The 15130-nt window shown below is 60.1% G+C and carries 15 protein-coding genes; 5 read left to right on the top strand and 10 right to left on the bottom strand.

From position 1 onward, the window contains the following. The first annotated feature begins 69 nt into the window (after positions 1 to 69). A complete protein-coding gene (locus BLS41_RS38450) occupies positions 70 to 348 on the top strand; it encodes a hypothetical protein (protein ID WP_143026310.1) in 279 nt (92 codons plus the stop codon). Positions 349 to 433: 85 nt separating this feature from the next. On the opposite strand, the gene BLS41_RS17900 is transcribed toward BLS41_RS38450, so the two are convergent. Further along, positions 434 to 2845 carry a sensor domain-containing protein gene (locus BLS41_RS17900; protein WP_074767150.1) on the bottom strand — a complete coding sequence of 804 codons (2412 nt, stop codon included), beginning with the start codon at positions 2843 to 2845 and terminating at the stop codon, positions 434 to 436. A 524-nt stretch (positions 2846 to 3369) separates the two neighbouring features. Here BLS41_RS17900 and BLS41_RS17895 point away from each other — a divergent pair. Then, positions 3370 to 5172, top strand: coding sequence for an ABC transporter ATP-binding protein (locus tag BLS41_RS17895; RefSeq protein WP_074767148.1), 1803 nt, complete (start codon positions 3370 to 3372; stop codon positions 5170 to 5172). Positions 5173 to 5238: 66 nt separating this feature from the next. Here the strand turns inward: BLS41_RS17895 and BLS41_RS17890 are convergent, their stop codons facing one another. The 4 genes from BLS41_RS17890 to BLS41_RS38445 all read right to left on the bottom strand — a co-directional run bounded on the left by BLS41_RS17890 (position 5239) and on the right by BLS41_RS38445 (position 8005). Next, positions 5239 to 5991 (bottom strand): alpha/beta fold hydrolase, encoded by a 753-nt coding sequence (locus tag BLS41_RS17890; protein WP_366486451.1) that lies wholly within the window; start codon positions 5989 to 5991, stop codon positions 5239 to 5241. Positions 5992 to 6103: 112 nt separating this feature from the next. Continuing rightward, entirely contained in the window at positions 6104 to 6898 is a 795-nt protein-coding gene (locus tag BLS41_RS17885) for an alpha/beta hydrolase (RefSeq protein WP_074771019.1), read from the bottom strand. Positions 6899 to 7047: 149 nt separating this feature from the next. Next, positions 7048 to 7398: a DUF4148 domain-containing protein gene (locus BLS41_RS17880; RefSeq protein WP_074767144.1), complete on the bottom strand. Its 351-nt coding sequence runs from the start codon at positions 7396 to 7398 to the stop codon at positions 7048 to 7050. A 415-nt stretch (positions 7399 to 7813) separates the two neighbouring features. Next, on the bottom strand, positions 7814 to 8005 hold the full coding sequence (locus BLS41_RS38445; RefSeq protein WP_143026309.1) for a hypothetical protein: 192 nt from the start codon (positions 8003 to 8005) through the stop codon (positions 7814 to 7816). A 267-nt stretch (positions 8006 to 8272) separates the two neighbouring features. Here BLS41_RS38445 and BLS41_RS17875 point away from each other — a divergent pair, with 267 nt between their 5' ends. After that, positions 8273 to 9364 carry a sensor histidine kinase gene (locus BLS41_RS17875; RefSeq protein WP_143026308.1) on the top strand — a complete coding sequence of 364 codons (1092 nt, stop codon included), beginning with the start codon at positions 8273 to 8275 and terminating at the stop codon, positions 9362 to 9364. Continuing rightward, on the top strand, positions 9361 to 10182 hold the full coding sequence (locus tag BLS41_RS17870) for a LytR/AlgR family response regulator transcription factor (protein WP_074767141.1): 822 nt from the start codon (positions 9361 to 9363) through the stop codon (positions 10180 to 10182). The genes BLS41_RS17875 and BLS41_RS17870 overlap by 4 nt, the downstream gene beginning before the upstream one ends. A 151-nt stretch (positions 10183 to 10333) precedes the next feature. Here the strand turns inward: BLS41_RS17870 and BLS41_RS17865 are convergent, their stop codons facing one another. From BLS41_RS17865 to BLS41_RS17855, 3 genes are all read right to left on the bottom strand, one after another. Next, entirely contained in the window at positions 10334 to 11101 is a 768-nt protein-coding gene (locus BLS41_RS17865) for an alpha/beta hydrolase (RefSeq protein ID WP_074767139.1), read from the bottom strand. A gap of 65 nt (positions 11102 to 11166) precedes the next feature. After that, a complete protein-coding gene (locus tag BLS41_RS17860; RefSeq protein ID WP_074767137.1) occupies positions 11167 to 12063 on the bottom strand; it encodes an alpha/beta hydrolase in 897 nt (298 codons plus the stop codon). Between the two features lie 16 nt (positions 12064 to 12079). Next, positions 12080 to 12895, bottom strand: coding sequence for an enoyl-CoA hydratase/isomerase family protein (locus BLS41_RS17855; protein WP_074771018.1), 816 nt, complete (start codon positions 12893 to 12895; stop codon positions 12080 to 12082). Between the two features lie 167 nt (positions 12896 to 13062). Here BLS41_RS17855 and BLS41_RS17850 point away from each other — a divergent pair, with 167 nt between their 5' ends. Continuing rightward, entirely contained in the window at positions 13063 to 13959 is an 897-nt protein-coding gene (locus tag BLS41_RS17850; RefSeq protein WP_074767135.1) for a LysR family transcriptional regulator, read from the top strand. A gap of 21 nt (positions 13960 to 13980) precedes the next feature. Here BLS41_RS17850 and BLS41_RS17845 read toward each other — a convergent pair whose 3' ends face one another. Beyond that, complete coding sequence (locus BLS41_RS17845) at positions 13981 to 14355, bottom strand: VOC family protein (RefSeq protein ID WP_074767133.1); 375 nt, start codon at positions 14353 to 14355, stop codon at positions 13981 to 13983. Between the two features lie 32 nt (positions 14356 to 14387). Beyond that, on the bottom strand, positions 14388 to 15110 hold the full coding sequence (locus tag BLS41_RS17840) for a helix-turn-helix transcriptional regulator (RefSeq protein WP_074767131.1): 723 nt from the start codon (positions 15108 to 15110) through the stop codon (positions 14388 to 14390). Positions 15111 to 15130 lie beyond the last annotated feature (20 nt).

Raw genomic sequence — 15130 nt, 5'->3', positions numbered from 1 at the left:
CGACCGGGACAGCAAACACGACACGCCTCCCGCTCGCGACGTCAACCCAACGGGAACGCGGAGGTCATCATGAGCGCGAGGAATGTGGCTATTGGCCTGCTGGTCGTCGGCGCGGCCATGTTAAGTTCATCTGGCGAGGCGGCGTCCTGCAAAAAAGCGGGCACGTTCTGCGCGCAAAAAACGGCGGCGACAAAGCCCGCAATCGGCAAATCGCCGTCATCTTCGCAGCGCGGAAGCGGGATTGTGAAACTGAACAATCCCGTACCAGGACACCCGTCAAAATCACAGCCGCAAATCGATCACGGGCGTGAACGCGACAGTATTTCTCCGCAGTTCCGTGGAGGCTAGCGAGTCCGCCGCTTCAGCGGACCTCGCGTCCTCGCCGGTTGACCCACGCTAATGTTGTCTCTCACACCCGAACCGGTTGCACCAATTAATCGGGAGCATCCGTCGCCAGCAGTGACAGAGAACCCTGGTCGTGCTGCATCAGAACAGAGCGGCTCGCGTCCATGAGCTTCCCTGCTTCAGTGGGCTTTGTCAGAAAATACCCTTGAACATAATCGCAGCTTGCATCGCGCAAGGTATGTAATTGCTGCTCGGTCTCGACACCTTCGGCGGTCACCTTCATCCCGAGTTCGTGCGACATCTGAATGATGCCCCGCACTATCGACGCCGTTGCCGCATCGCGACCGAGTTTCGCCGTGAACGAACGGTCTATCTTTACGATGTCCGGCGAAAAATCGGCCAGATAGCGCAGACTCGAATAGCCGGTTCCGAAATCGTCGATGGCAATGCGTACGCCTAGCCGCTTGAGCGCCATCAGCGTTTCCTGCGCAAGCGACGGGTTATCCATCAGCGCGCTTTCAGTGAGTTCGATTTCAAGGCAGCGTGGCGGCAGCTTATGCTTGCGCAATGCCTGGTCGACGACGGCGACGATGGTGTCGTCCCTGAGCTGACGCGCCGACACGTTCACCGACACGCAAAGCCCCGTTTTTCCCGCTGTCCGCCAGCTCGCCAGTTGCGCGAGGGCCGCATCCACCACCCACGCGCCGACTTCGACGATGAACCCGCTTTCTTCCAGGATCGGGATGAAACTGCCGGGTCCCACCATGCCTCGCGTCGGATGATTCCACCGCATGAGCGCTTCAACGCCTTTCATCGCGAGCGAAGCCGGCTCGTGAATCCCCTGGAAATGAAGCACGAATTGCCCCGACGCCAGCGCCATGGGCAGACTGCGTTCGAGTTCGAAATCGCCGAGTACATCGCTGGATGCCTTGTCGGCGAAACGGAAACCGTTGCGGCCTCCCCGTTTGGCCTCATACATCGCGATGTCGGCGCTCGTGAGTAGCGTCTCGTGGTCCCGCCCGTGCTCGGGACACATGGATATGCCGATAGACGCCGTGACGAATGGCTCGCTGTGATCTCTCCTGACGTCGCTCGAAAACACGTCGAGCAGAGATTGCGCCAACGTCGCCAACACGTGCTTGTCGGTCTCATCGCTGATGATTACCGCGAACTCGTCTCCACCAAGGCGGGCCACGCAGGCATCGGAAGGAAGGGCTTCCCGGATCGCTTCCGCGATGCCCTTCAACAGCCGGTCGGCAGCCGTATGGCCCAGCGTATCGTTGAGTACCTTGAACCGGTCCAGGTCGATAAACATCAGACCGAACGGGACGTTATGGCTGCAAAGCGACTTCATGCGCCGAACGACCGCGCTGCGGTTGGCCAGACCCGTCAGTCCATCTGTGTGAGCTAAACGGTCGAGCGCTGCGAGGCGCTCCTGTTCCAGCGTAATGTCCTCGCTGACGCCAACGATACGTACCACGTTTCCGGACTCGTCGCGCACCGGGTAGGCGGTGCTGCGAATCCAGCGCAGCGAACCATCGGCGCGCCGGATGCGATATTCGAAGCGACCCTCGGCCGATTCCGACACGATGCGACGCATCTCGGCGCGCAAAGGCTCCGCGTCTTCAGGGACCACCAGTTCGAGCCATGCTGAAGGCTCTCTCGCAAGCACCTGCGGCGTAATGCCGAACACGCGCTCGACCCCTGCGCTTACGTGATGAATACGCTCGAAATCCGAGCTATATGAATAGAACACGAGATGTACGTGTGATTCCATCTCGTGCATCAGCTCGTCGCGATCGCGTAGGGTCTTCAATAACTCACATTGCTGGGTGACGTCCTCGGAAGCGCAAAGAAGCGCGACCACTGCGCCGCTTTCTCCTGTCACCGGAGTGAGCGTGGAATTCCACCATTTGTTGTGCCCCTTCGTCGTGGCGCAGCTTCCGGTGAACGATGTGCTCGCGCCTTCAAGAGCGCCCGTCAATGCGTTTTCGGCTGCGGCACCGGCGTCTCCGGTCCAGAAACTCAGCCAGTCCGCGCCGGCGAGTTGCTCCGGAGATCTCGCTTCCATCAACTCAGCGCCGTACTCCGACACCCGGAGTATTTTTCCATCGGCAGAGAGCACCTTGAGACAGTCGCGATTCGAATTCAGAAGCCCACTTGCCAGCGCGATGGCGGCGCATTGCCGGGCGTGATCAGAGCGAAGCTTTTGACGAACCGCTGCGAAACCGGCCGCGCCTGCCGCAATGGACAGTGCGAGCCGTAAGGTCATCACCGCTTCGCTGGTCGCGTAATGCACCAGAGCAGCTACGCCGAGCCCGGCCGCCATGGCAATCGACAGGGCGGCAATAGGCAAGGCCTTTCGCTGACCATATCTGGAAAGGAAATAGGAAAGGAACCGCTGGTTCCTGGCTGGTCGTACGCCGCCGTCGGTGTCCGGATCGCTCTCAGATCGATTCGGATTGAATTTTTTAGGGTGCCATATGGCCTTGAATCTCACGCTGCTCTCCGACTCCCTGTTGAGTGACCTCTCGACCGCTGTCTGTCACTACATCTTTGTTATTACGGTCTGGATTCACGAATCTTTAATGCGCGAAAACCCGACCATGGCCGGACGGCGAGCTGATATGAGGAAAGAGTAACGAGTGACGTAGCGGCGAGAAACGGTTCGGTTTTATGTGCCCAATACAAATCCATTTCGGGTCCAGAAACCCTACAGGCGTCCAATGCTCTCCAGCATTCCCGATTCTTACCGGGACGCTAACGATTGCGAGTCGAGGCGCAACGAATAAAGTGAATACCGTTCTGTTGTTTGATGTGTCGCGTTGCGCGGAGCCCGTGACCGTTAAGTCTCCGTTGTAGAGTCGAGTCGATGAAGCAACGCGTTCCACCTTACCGGCCGGTTTCAGCACAAGTTGTGCACGATGTCGCGCATGTATACTTTGCGCTCTTCACTTTATTTGTCTGCTGTATGCACGACAAGTATCGACAACGAAACACCTCACTCCCCCAAACGCCATCGTCATGGAAATACTGCGTCAGTGCCGCGAATTCTTCGGACGAGCTGCCCGCGCTCTCGGGCTCGTCTGGGGCACGTCTCCCCTGTTTCTTATCGGCCTTCTGGCGGCAACCGTTATTGCCGGCGTCCTTCCGGCGGTCGCCGCGTTCATCGGTCAACGCATCGTCGATACCGTCGTGGTTGCGGCTCGTCACCCCGCAGACGGTTTGCATTGGTCAGTTGCACGATATCTTCTGCTCGAGGCCCTGGTTCTCATTGCGCTGGCCGCCTGCCAGCGGGCGCTGTTGTTGCTGCAAACTTTGCTGCGCGCGCGTCTTGGACAGAAGGTCAATCTGCTGATTCTGGAGAAGGCCCAGAAGCTGAGTCTGTTGCAGTTCGAGGACTCGGAGTTTTATGACCGCCTCGTACGAGTAAGGCGTGACGCATCATCGCGACCGCTGTCGCTGGTGATGAAGTCACTCGGGCTTATTCAGAACCTCATTTCCGTGACAACCTTTGCCGTACTGCTCGTGCGGTTTTCGCCGTGGGCGCTTGTGATTCTCGTCGTGGGAGCTATTCCAAGTTTTATTTCAGAAGCGCGTTTTTCCGGCAGTGCATTCCGTCTATTCGGAAAAAGGACGCCGGAAAGTCGCCAGCAGAACTACATCGAATCGCTCCTTTCGCATGAAGCGCACATCAAGGAAGTCAAGCTGTTCGGCTTTGCGCCGCTTCTTCTGCAACGCTATCGCGACACGTTTGAAAAGCTCTATGCAGAAGATCGCGCACTGACATTGCGACGTGACGGTTGGGGCTTTCTGCTGGGCGTGGTTGGCACAGTTGCGTTCTATGCGGCCTATGCGTGGATCGTGCTGGAGACCGTCAGCGGCACTATCTCTCTCGGCCAGATGACCATGTACCTTGTACTTTTCAAGCAGGGACAAAGCGCGGTGAGCAGCAGCCTGTCGTCGATAGGCGGACTTTACGAAGATGGCCTGTATCTGAGCGATCTTTTCGACTATCTGGCGCAGCCTGAAACAACGAGTACGGGACACCTGACAACCGGTACGCAGCCCGGGGACGGACTCCGTTTCGAACTCGTTTCATTTTCTTATCCCGGCGCGAGACGGCCTGCTTTATCCGATGTCAGCTTCCATCTGATGCACGGGCAAACGTTGGCGCTGGTAGGCGAGAACGGCTCGGGCAAGACTACGCTTATCAAACTTCTGACGCGTCTATATACCCCGTCATCGGGCCGCATCCTGCTTGATGGCTCGGACCTTCAGGAATGGGACGAGTACGCTCTACGACGCCGCATTGGCGTCATCTTCCAGGACTTTATCCGGTATCAGTTCAAGGCCGGCGAGAACCTCGGCGTGGGCGACATCGAAGCGTTTTCGGACAGGAACCGCTGGACTGAAGCAGCGACAAAAGGGATGGCGGCTGCTTTCATCGAGCGGATGGAAAACGGCTATGAAACCCAGCTTGGACGATGGTTCGCGGGTGGCCAGGATCTATCGGGCGGGCAGTGGCAGAAGATTGCGTTATCGAGAGCCTATATGCGGCAGAACGCCGACATTCTCATTCTCGATGAGCCCACGGCCGCATTGGACCCCGAGGCTGAAGCAGGTGTATTCGAGCAGTTCCAGGCCCATGCAGGCTCGCGCATGTCGATCCTGATATCGCATCGGTTTTCCAGTGTGCGCGGCGCAAACCACATCATCGTGCTGGACCAGGGGCGGATTCTCGAGCGCGGCAGTCATGAGCAATTGCTGCAACAAAATGGGCGCTACGCGCATCTTTTTGATTTGCAGGCACAAGGCTATAAGTAAGTCGGAGTCTGCGACGCGATGCTGCTGGAGCGGCGCAGATACTCCGCAATCGTACGTGTAACCCCTTCACCGCTCCTGTTCACCAGTTTTGCGCTCAGCGACGGCGCGCAGTATCGCGGCGAATGCGACGGGGTCTTCGGCACAACTCGTGTGGCCCGTATCAAGAACATGCAATGTCGCTCCCGATATGGCGCCGGCCAGTTCTTCCGCATGCGCCAGGGTTCGGGCCACGTCGTGCTTCCCGTGCACGACGGCGACGGGGATGGCCGGCAATTGTCCCAGCAGCGGGAGCAGGTCGGTTTCCATCTGACTGCGGATTGCCGCCGCGACAGCGCTGCTTCGAATGCCACCGGGATATCCGAGTACCTCGTCAAGCAGCGCGCCCGACGGCTGCGTGTAAAAGCAACGTGCGGCAAACGCACGCCACATCGAATCTCCCCAATCCTCCTCGATGCGCCTGACGATGGCCGAAGCATCGCCATGGCCTTTCGTGTTTGCTCCACTATTAGCCAGAACAAGGCCGCTGATGCGCAGATCCGGTTGGCGGTTCGCCGCAAGAGTCGCGATGACCGACAGCGGAGTGCCGAGAGAGTGTCCGACGAGGATAACGTTGCCTTCGCCGGCGATGGCGTCGACGATACGGTTTGCAATCGAATGCAGGTCGAACGGACCCTCGTCTTCCATCCACGCCAAAGCAAATGCATTGAGGCCAGCTTCCGAGGCAGTTCTCGCGTAGACGAGCGGGCTGCACATTGCGCCGGGTAGACACACCAGTGTCGGTGAATCCGATCGACCTGTAGTTAAGGGGACAACGCGCATTCTGAAATTGGTGAGAGTTGAGACGGAGAACGGTAGCCAATTCTAAGTCGCCGCCGGCATTGCTGCACGGCGAACGTGACAAAACGCGCCAGCGCTGCCGCTCCCACACGCGTTATTGCTGTGCGTGCTTCGCCGCATCTTCGATCACCGCCGCAACTTCTTTCGGACGCGACTCATAAACCGAATGGCTCGCGCCCGCCAATACCGTGGTATGGCTATGCGCACGTTGGTAATAGAAGCGCTCGAGATCCGGGTTGATGATCTTGTCGTCCGCTGCCACGATGCCCCAACTCGGCTTGGTGGTCCAGGCCGCGACCGTCATCGGTGCGGAAAAGACTTTCGCCGCCGTGAGGATCTGTGAGCGGGCTTCGAATTGCGCCTGCTTCAGCGGCAGGTCGGCCGCAAAATCTTTCGGAAAATCCGCAGGATTCAGGTAGGTATAGCCGTCATCCGTTTTCTTGATGGCACCCGCCTGCTGCGACGTATAGCTGGGCATTTTCTTGCCCAGATCGCTCTCGTCTTCGCCGACAGCCGGTGCATGTGCCGCGACGTACACGAGACCTGCCACCTTCGGATCGACGCCTGCTTCCGTAATTACGGAGCCACCGTAGCTGTGCGCCACGAGAATGGCGGGGCCGTCCTGCAGATCGATTGTGCGCTTTGCCGCGGCGACGTCATCGTCGAGCGAGGTCAGCGGCTCCTGCACCATCGTGACGTGATAGCCGTCTTTAGTGAGGATGTCGTAGACCGGCTTCCAGCCCGATCCGTCAACCCATGCGCCATGAACCAGAACAATATTTTTGATCGGCGTCGTGGCAGGTTGGGCATCTTGCGCCATGACGTTCGTGGAGACGAACACTGAAGCCGACAAGGCGAGAACCGATGCAGCGAAGGGCAAAACTTTCATGATGAAACTCACTTGATAAGAATAGGGGTATGAGAGATAGCTGGCTTGATGTGCGATGCACTCGTCGATCAAGCCGCCTACTTCTGCGAATCGAATTGAATGGGATTCCGCACATCGGCGTAACGCGCGCGGAATCCGCCATGCGTCATCTAGCTACCGAAGTAAAGGTTGCAGAAGCTAACCGGCCCAACGCAGTTCGAGGACATCGCCATATGCGCTGGCGCACCCGATGCAGAAGTACCGTTCTGTGCGACACCACCAAAAGCTTGCGTGGCCAGCGGCTGATCGTTCTGTGCCGCGACCTTTGCTTCGGCCGCCTGGATATCAGCCGGATAGTCGACGTCGCCGCCGCGTGCCGGGTTGTACCCTGCGTGTTCGACACGAACCAGATCGGCCCGCACTTCTGCGCGCGTCAACGGAGCATTCGACTGGGCGAAACTGAGAACCGGAGCACCAAGGGTGACAACGGCGAGAGCGAGACCAGCAAGAATCTTCGACATGATTAAAACTCCATAAGTACATTCAGGGTGCCAGGCCACACGAGCGGCTAGCGGTGCGGGATGAAAACCAATCAGCAGATCACGACGATTCGTTATCGCCGAACACTGCTTTAATTTAATTGGATTCCTAACTTAACAACATTTCATTGTCGCGACTGGATGTGAGATCAATCTCGTTACTCTCGTATCCGGCAGCGGCTCAATATCTCTTCTTCTGTCTACATGAAGGCGAACACCGGACTTCGGTGTTTATTCCAGGCTCCATTCAAATTGCCCGAAAAGTTTTGTTCGCATCCCGGTCATGCCTGACTGAGCGGGACCGGCATCAATTTCTTGCGACAGGCAAATATTCGCGCGGTTGGGTCTGCGTCTCCAGCGGTTTGCGACCAATCGACTCCACGCGGCGTGAAACGCATCAGACCGGTCGCGAAATGCGCCGGGCTGCGTCGCCGCTCCATGCGGCACATCCTGCAGAATCCGGCTGTGCGCCATTCAGAATGGCGAAACTGTGTTCCGTAGAGGCCTGGAGCGTCGAAAATGCTCTAGCACCCTTTGATGCGAGCCGCTCCCAAAAGGGAAAATAGGGAAAAAGAATCAAATCGGTCATGGCGACACTCCGAGGTACGATGCACGCAGCCGGCGATGTTTACGGAGAACCCGCAGGGAGAGCCATTTCGTAATTGAATTGGAAGCTTTCTGTGATGGCGCGCGAGGAACCTGGGGACACATACGGTTCGCGCCTTCCCAGCGTCAATTCGCGAAGATCGCCGCCATTTCGTCGCAACGCACTGGCGACCGGTCGCGCCCGCGCTGAAGATAGCGGCATGGCAGTTCACTTCGCCCTCACCCTGGATTCCGACCGACGATGCCGCCCATGCCTTCCATTCAGATACTCGCCCGACGGCTCTGGCGCCCTCTCAGAGTCACCGTATTGACGACCATCGGTTGTGCGTGGCTCTACAGCACGATCTACCGTGAGTCGTTCGCCAAAGATCTCGTCTATGCGCTGGTCGTCGTCTGCCTGACGCAGACGCTGATCGCCGCCGGTCGTCACGGCCTGGCGTTCTGGTTGCGCAGGCGTTATCCCGACAATCTCGATGCCCGGCGCAACTGGCCAGGCTGGGGCCTGATGGCGCCGTGGGTGATCGTCTCGGTGGTCATCGGCTACCTTGCGGGCGTGACGCTCGTTGACCTGCTGACCCAGACACCGCACACGCCGATCGTCATCGAACCGAATCTGCGCATGCTGCTTCTGAGCGTGACGGTCGCCGTTGTGCCCGCAATCTGCATCACCTACTTTTTCTATGCGCGCAGCAGGATGGCGTCGATGGAAACGCGCACGCAGGCGGCGTTGCGCAGTGCCGCCGAGAATCAGCTCAAGCTGCTGGAGGCGCAACTCGAGCCGCACATGCTGTTCAATACGCTCGCGAATCTGCGCGTGCTGATCGGCAGCGACCCGTTGCGCGCGCAAGGCATGCTCGATCATCTGATCGCTTATCTGCGCGCCACGCTCGCGGCGTCGCGCTCGGGCTCGCACCCGCTGGCGTCGGAATTCGAACGCATTTCCGACTATCTCCAGTTGATGCAGATCCGCATGGGCAGCCGTCTGCATATTCAACTGGACCTACCCGCGAGTCTCGCCGATGCCCCCCTGCCACCGCTACTGCTGCAGCCGCTGGTCGAAAACGCGATCAAGCACGGGCTCGAACCGAAAGTGCGCGGCGGCCGCGTGCATGTCGCCGCGACACGCGGTCCCGGCACGCTGACGCTAAGCGTGCGCGACACCGGCGTCGGCCTCGACGCACGGCCCGAACATGGCGCGCGCTTCGGCTTGCAGCAGGTTCGCGAGCGGCTCGCGACGCTGTACGGCGCGGCCGGCCACCTCGACCTTTCGCCCGCCGCCGACGACGAAGGCGGCACGCTAGCCACCGTCACCCTGCCCTATTCCCGATCTTCCACGCCATGAAAATCACCGCATTGATTGCCGAAGACGAACCGCTACTCGCGGCTAACCTGCAAGCCGAGTTATTGAAGTTGTGGCCTGAATTGCACATTGTCGCGAGCGTCGGCGATGGCGAAACCGCGGTCGAATCCGCGTTGGGCGTACAGCCCGACGTGATGTTCCTCGACATCCGGATGCCCGGCATGACGGGTCTGGAGTGCGCTCAGGCACTTGCGGAAGACTGGCCCGCGCACGGCCGGCACTTTCCGTTGATCGTGTTCGTGACCGCTTACGACGAGTACGCCCTTCAGGCCTTCGAACGGGCCGCGTTCGACTATGTTCTGAAACCGGTGCAACCCGAGCGGCTTGCAAAGACGTGCGCGCGACTCAAGGCGCGTCTCGCGGACGACAACGCGCCGCCACCGGACGAGGCGTCGCTCGGCAAGGTGGTCGATCAGATGCGCGAACTACTGGCTGCCGGACGCCCCGACACGACGCCCCCGCCGGTTATCAGCACGCCGTTACGCGTGATTCAGGCTAGCGCCGGCAACACCATCACGATGGTCCCGGTCGACGAGGTCTGCTACTTCGAAGCTGCCGACAAATATGTTCGGGTCGTCACGGCGAACCGTGAGCACCTGATACGGATGTCGTTGCGCGACCTGCTACAACAACTCGATTCGCAACGCTTCTGGCAGATTCATCGCGGCACGATCGTGCGATGCGACGCCATCGATACCGCCGAGCGCGACGAAGCCGGAAAGCTCACGCTGACCCTGCGCGGCAATCCCGCGCGACTGGTCGTGAGCCGGGTGTACGCTGAACTGTTCAGGGGAATGTGACGCAGTGACGGTTGGCTTTGCTCAATCGACCGGTCGGTTCAGCACGATCGACTGCGCGTGCCGAACAATCCATATTGACAATTTCCGTTCACGCCTGGGAAGGGGCATAAGCAACCACGCCTCGCGACTCCCAGCCCAGGCAGCCGCACCTTTATTGGGCCGACTTCTCCGCCGCCTGCTCGATCAGTTTTGCAACTTCGCGAGGATGCGACATGTACGCGACGTGGCTCGAATCGAGTTCGATGGTGGTGCTGCCGGCGCGTTTCGTCATGTACCGTTCGAGATCGGGATTGATTGCACGATCGGCGGTCGCAACGACGGCCCAGCTCGGTTTGGTTCTCCATGCGGCTGTAGAAACCGGGGTGCCGAAGGATGCCGCAGCGGGCATGACCTGGGCCGTGGACATGAACGCGGCCTCGGCAGCCGGCAAATCGGCCGCGAAATCGGCATGGAAGTGTGCCGCGTCGAGATAAAGGAAGCCGTCGGCGGTCGCCTTGATCGCCGTGGACGCCGACGGGATCTTTTTGGCCAGATCCATCGGGCTTTCGCCTGAATCCGGCTGGAACGCAGCAACATAAACCAGTCCTGCGACCTTGGCATCGTTGCCCGCCTCCGTGATCACAGCGCCACCGTAACTATGACCCACGAGAATCGATGGCCCGTTCTGGGAATCGACGACGCGGGTGGTCGCCTTAACATCGTCGGCGAAAGAGGTTTCGGGTTCCTGCACAACTGACACGTTGTAGCCGTCGTGCGTCAGGATTTTCGCGACTTTCTGCCATCCCGAGCCATCGGCGAAATAGCCGTGCACGAGAACGACGTTCTTCACAGGCGCTGCTACTGCTGCAGCAGAGCCGAACACGGCAGCGGAGAGGGCAAGTGCGGCGGCCACGCGGCCGAGTTTCGAAGCGGTTTTCATAATTAATCTCCCGTTATTCCAGTTTGAGTGCGGCCACGGCGTGACCGCTGTCGTTTGCGTGTCAATCAAAGATGCGCTTTGAACCAGTCGGCTGCGGAGCGTGATGCGTTGTCGAACTCGCTCAGGTAGGGGTCGAAATGCCCTCCCTTGATCATGAGCAACTGCTTCGGCTGCAACGCGTTTTCGTAGGCCTGGAGCGCGAGATCGGTCGCTGCCGTGTGATCGTGTTCAGCGACCACCATCAGCAGCGGCGTCGGCGATACGCGCCGGATGAATTCCCCCGGCGAGTACATCCGGGCCCATCGGGTCGAACGCAGCGTGACGCGGTTTTCCCACACGCCTTCGGGTACGGGTTGCAGGTAAAAGCTCACGACATCCGCTGCCTGATAGGTCGAAGGACGGCTCGCGTCTTCGCTCACGATCTGCTGGGTCGCCGGTGCTTCGCCGCGAAGTTGCGCACGTTCGTCCGCATCAAAGCGGGCCTCCAGGGCCGCAACGGCATCGGGCGTGATGCGCCGCAAACTCGCCGCATGGCCGTCGATCGTCGGCACCTGCGACACGATCGCCTTGAGCCGCCTGTCGGTGGCGCCGAGCACGATCGCGTGGCCACCGGCGTAACTGGTTCCCCACAGTCCGATGCGTGCTTCGTCCACTTCGGGCCGGGTCTGCAAGTACGAAATCGCGCGACGCCAGTCGGTGATCTGCTGCCACGGGTTGATGTCCTGCCGCGGTTGGCCGCCGCTATCGCCGAATCCGCGGTGATCGTGCAACAGCACCACGAATCCTGCTTCGGCGAAGAACGTGGCCATCTTTTCGATGCCGTGATAGCGCGTGCCGCCGTAGCCGTGAGCCATGGTGATGGCGGGCAGCGGTGCACTACGCTGCTCCGGTACGAACAGCCATGCAGCCAGTTCGATACCACCCTCGACGGGGAAGCGAATGTCCTGTTTGCTAAATGTCATGATGTCCTCGTTCGATTCAGTCGTTAGTCAGTTGGCCCAGCAGGCGGGCGAGATCCATTTCGGCGTCGCGGGTCTGAAAGCCGCGCTTGATAGCGTCCTGAATCCGCTTCTGCACGCCCGGTTCACGAACGCCTTCGCCGAAGAGATCCGAGTCGCGGCGAAAGTCCTCGATCGGGGCGAGCGCGATTGCATTGACACGGCGCTTCACGGCGACGTGGCCGCTGCCCGGAAACTGCGCGATCCGATGGGCCAGCGACCGGACGAAGTCATCCAGCGCGGCCGCCGGCAACGCGCGGTTGATCCAGCCGTAGCGTTCGGCCAGCTCGGCGCTGTAGTCGTCGGCGCTCAACATGACTTCGAGAGCGCGCGAGCGGCCCATCAGTCGCACCAGGTGCTGCGCACCGCCGCCGCCGGGAACGACGCCGAAGGCGGCCTCCATCTGCGCGAAGATCGCCGTCTCTGTGGCCGCGAAACACATGTCGCATCCCATGACGAATTCGCTGCCGGCGCCGCGCACGCGGCCTTCGACCTGCGCAATGCTCACCAGGCGGCTTTCGCTGAGGTAGCGAAACAGCACCGCGATGGACGCCTCGCCGGTCAATTTCGCGGCTTCGTCCCGATACGCCTTGATCTGCCCAACGTCGACGTGAGGGATGAAAAAGTCGGGGTCGGCACTCTTGAAGACGATCACGCGGATCGCCTCGTCGGCCTCTGCTTCGGAGACAAACGACACCAGATCGCGAACGAGTTCCGGTCCGAGAAGGTTCATGGGCGGGGCCATGATGGTTGCGAACAGCACGGCGCCTTCGCGCTGAACCGTGAGGGTTTTCATATCCATGGAACGCCTCTGCAGGAAAGTGAAAGGATTAGGCGCGGCGTCGATCGCCGCGCTCCGGGCCGTTCGAACAACATCAGCCCGGCTTGGGACAGAATTTATTCCCTTCCGAATTCGACGAATAGACGTTAAATTCGAGAGGCGTCCTTCCATAGGAGAGAGGCTTGGACCGACTCGAAGCAATGACCATCCTGCTGGCCGCCGTGGACCACGGCAGCCTTTCCGCGGCGAGCCGCCAACTGGGGATTCCGCTGGCTACCGTCAGCCGGCGCGTGGCCGAGCTGGAGGCGCATCTGAAAATCCGGCTGCTGCTACGCAGTAGCCGCGGGCTCGCGCTGACCGACGCGGGCCGCGCCTATGCAGATTCATGCCGTCGCATCATCGAAGACCTCGCCGATGTCGAGCGCACGGCCACGGGCGAATATCACGCGCCTCAGGGCGAACTGGTGATTGGCCTGCCGCTGGTGATGGGACGGATTCACGGGCTGCCGGTGATTGCGGAGTTTTTGCGCGCGTACCCGGACATCCGCGCGCGGGTTCAACTGACCGACAGGAACGTGAGCCTGCTCGACGAGCATGTCGACGTGACGCTGCGCACCGGCGAGTTGCCGGACAGCAGCATGATTGCGGTGCGAGTCGGACAGGTGCGCCAGGTGCTCTGCGCGAGCCCCGACTATCTGGCTGCCCGGGGCACCCCCGCCACGCCTGCTGACCTCGCGTCCCATCACTGCGTGGGATATGAGGGAGTGGCTATCGGCACGAAGTGGGACTTCCGTCGTGACGGCGCGTTGCACAGCATTGCGGTGGCCTGGCGGATGATGGTCAATTCCATCGAGGGCGCCGTCGTGGCTGCCGAACAAGGCGCCGGTATCGCGCGGGTGCTGTCGTACCAGATCGATCAGCAGGTGAAGACGGGCTCGCTGGTGACGCTGCTCGATGAATATGAACTGGGCACCTCGCCGGTGACCTTGATCTATCCGGGGCAACGTCAGGTGCCGCTCAAGTTGCGGGTCTTTCTGGACTTTGCGGCCCCGAGGTTGAAGGCGCGACTCGCGGGATAGCCGGCGTGACGGCGGTTTTCCTCAGCGCCTGGGTCGCGAAAACAGGTTGACCAGATTCCCATCGGGATCGCGCAGCAACAGCGAACGATTACCCCACGGCATCAATGTCGGGGCCATTGCGATGTTCGTCCCGAACGCATTCATCCGTTCGAAAATTGCGTCGACGTCCTCCACCTCCAGCTCCAGAATCGCAGAGTGATTTGCGGCTGCGGTGGCAGCACCGGCATTGAAAAGCTCGACAAGACGCTCGGACGAGATCGCCAGCGTTGCGCCTTCGAATCGCAATTCGGCAAAGCCGTCGGCCGGACGTGCAGCCTCGATGCCGGAAAGCCTCTGATAGAACTCGATGAGCCTGTCGAGATCCCGCGTAACAATACGAACCGATGCAAACTTCATTTGAGCTCCTCGCCAGTAAAAAGAAGCTCAGTCTAATGATCGATACTGTCAGTTTCTGGCAGTATGGTGCGACTGGCTACACCATTGAGGGCACGCCATTCACGAAGCAGGGTCGAGCGTCTTTTGGGGTAACGCTGATCCAGCTGCTCGACATCCGAGATCCGGTCCGAACGGAAATTTCGAAACGCCGCCCGATGCTCGCACCAGCACATCAGCACCCTGGCCTGGTCGAAATACACCAACGCAAAGGGCCAAACTACACGTTGCGTGTGGATACCGCTGCCGTCCACGTAACTAATATTCAGCTTTTGCTCTGCCCGGACTGCAGCACGTAGAAGGTCCGGCGAGACTGTGTGGACAGGTCTCTTCAACGGCGCGCCAACCAGCAGCGACGACTCCTCCAGCTCGCGACGCAGTTCAGCGGGCAGGACGGCGGCGATCTTCGCAAGCGTGCTCAGCGCACCGGCCGATAGCGTCCTGTCGCAGCGATCAGCCACCCAGCGCATACCGAGAACCAGAGCGTCGAGTTCTTCTGAGCGGAACATCATTGGCGGCAGCATGAAACCCGGTTTCATCACGTAGCCAATGCCCGGCTCCCCCTCGATCATTGCCCCTTGCGCCTGCAAACTGGCAATGTCCCGATACAGCGTGCGGATACTCACACCGAGTTCGTCGGCCAAAGCTTGACCGCTTACGGGACGGCGATAACGGCGTAGCACTTGCAGCAGATGAAGGAGACGTTCGGAGCGGGACATACGTGAATCCTGATATCGAC

The sequence above is a fragment of the Paraburkholderia fungorum genome (assembly GCF_900099835.1).
Classification (GTDB): domain Bacteria; phylum Pseudomonadota; class Gammaproteobacteria; order Burkholderiales; family Burkholderiaceae; genus Paraburkholderia; species Paraburkholderia fungorum_A.
Note: the sequence above shows the minus strand (reverse complement) of the source record. Positions and strands in the feature narration are given on the sequence as shown.

What these genes read in the sequence shown, in the direction of transcription:
- BLS41_RS17860 (WP_074767137.1), bottom strand. Translation starts at nt 12,063, where the DNA reads ATGACATTTAGCAAACAGGACATTCGCTTCCCCGTCGAGGGTGGTATC.
- BLS41_RS17865 (WP_074767139.1), bottom strand. Translation starts at nt 11,101, where the DNA reads ATGAAAACCGCTTCGAAACTCGGCCGCGTGGCCGCCGCACTTGCCCTC.
- BLS41_RS17845 (WP_074767133.1), bottom strand. Translation starts at nt 14,355, where the DNA reads ATGAAGTTTGCATCGGTTCGTATTGTTACGCGGGATCTCGACAGGCTC.
- BLS41_RS17840 (WP_074767131.1), bottom strand. Translation starts at nt 15,110, where the DNA reads ATGTCCCGCTCCGAACGTCTCCTTCATCTGCTGCAAGTGCTACGCCGT.
- BLS41_RS17875 (WP_143026308.1), top strand. Translation starts at nt 8,273, where the DNA reads ATGCCTTCCATTCAGATACTCGCCCGACGGCTCTGGCGCCCTCTCAGA.
- BLS41_RS17880 (WP_074767144.1), bottom strand. Translation starts at nt 7,398, where the DNA reads ATGTCGAAGATTCTTGCTGGTCTCGCTCTCGCCGTTGTCACCCTTGGT.
- BLS41_RS38450 (WP_143026310.1), top strand. Translation starts at nt 70, where the DNA reads ATGAGCGCGAGGAATGTGGCTATTGGCCTGCTGGTCGTCGGCGCGGCC.
- BLS41_RS17890 (WP_366486451.1), bottom strand. Translation starts at nt 5,991, where the DNA reads ATGCGCGTTGTCCCCTTAACTACAGGTCGATCGGATTCACCGACACTG.
- BLS41_RS17870 (WP_074767141.1), top strand. Translation starts at nt 9,361, where the DNA reads ATGAAAATCACCGCATTGATTGCCGAAGACGAACCGCTACTCGCGGCT.
- BLS41_RS38445 (WP_143026309.1), bottom strand. Translation starts at nt 8,005, where the DNA reads ATGACCGATTTGATTCTTTTTCCCTATTTTCCCTTTTGGGAGCGGCTC.
- BLS41_RS17895 (WP_074767148.1), top strand. Translation starts at nt 3,370, where the DNA reads ATGGAAATACTGCGTCAGTGCCGCGAATTCTTCGGACGAGCTGCCCGC.
- BLS41_RS17855 (WP_074771018.1), bottom strand. Translation starts at nt 12,895, where the DNA reads ATGAAAACCCTCACGGTTCAGCGCGAAGGCGCCGTGCTGTTCGCAACC.
- BLS41_RS17885 (WP_074771019.1), bottom strand. Translation starts at nt 6,898, where the DNA reads ATGAAAGTTTTGCCCTTCGCTGCATCGGTTCTCGCCTTGTCGGCTTCA.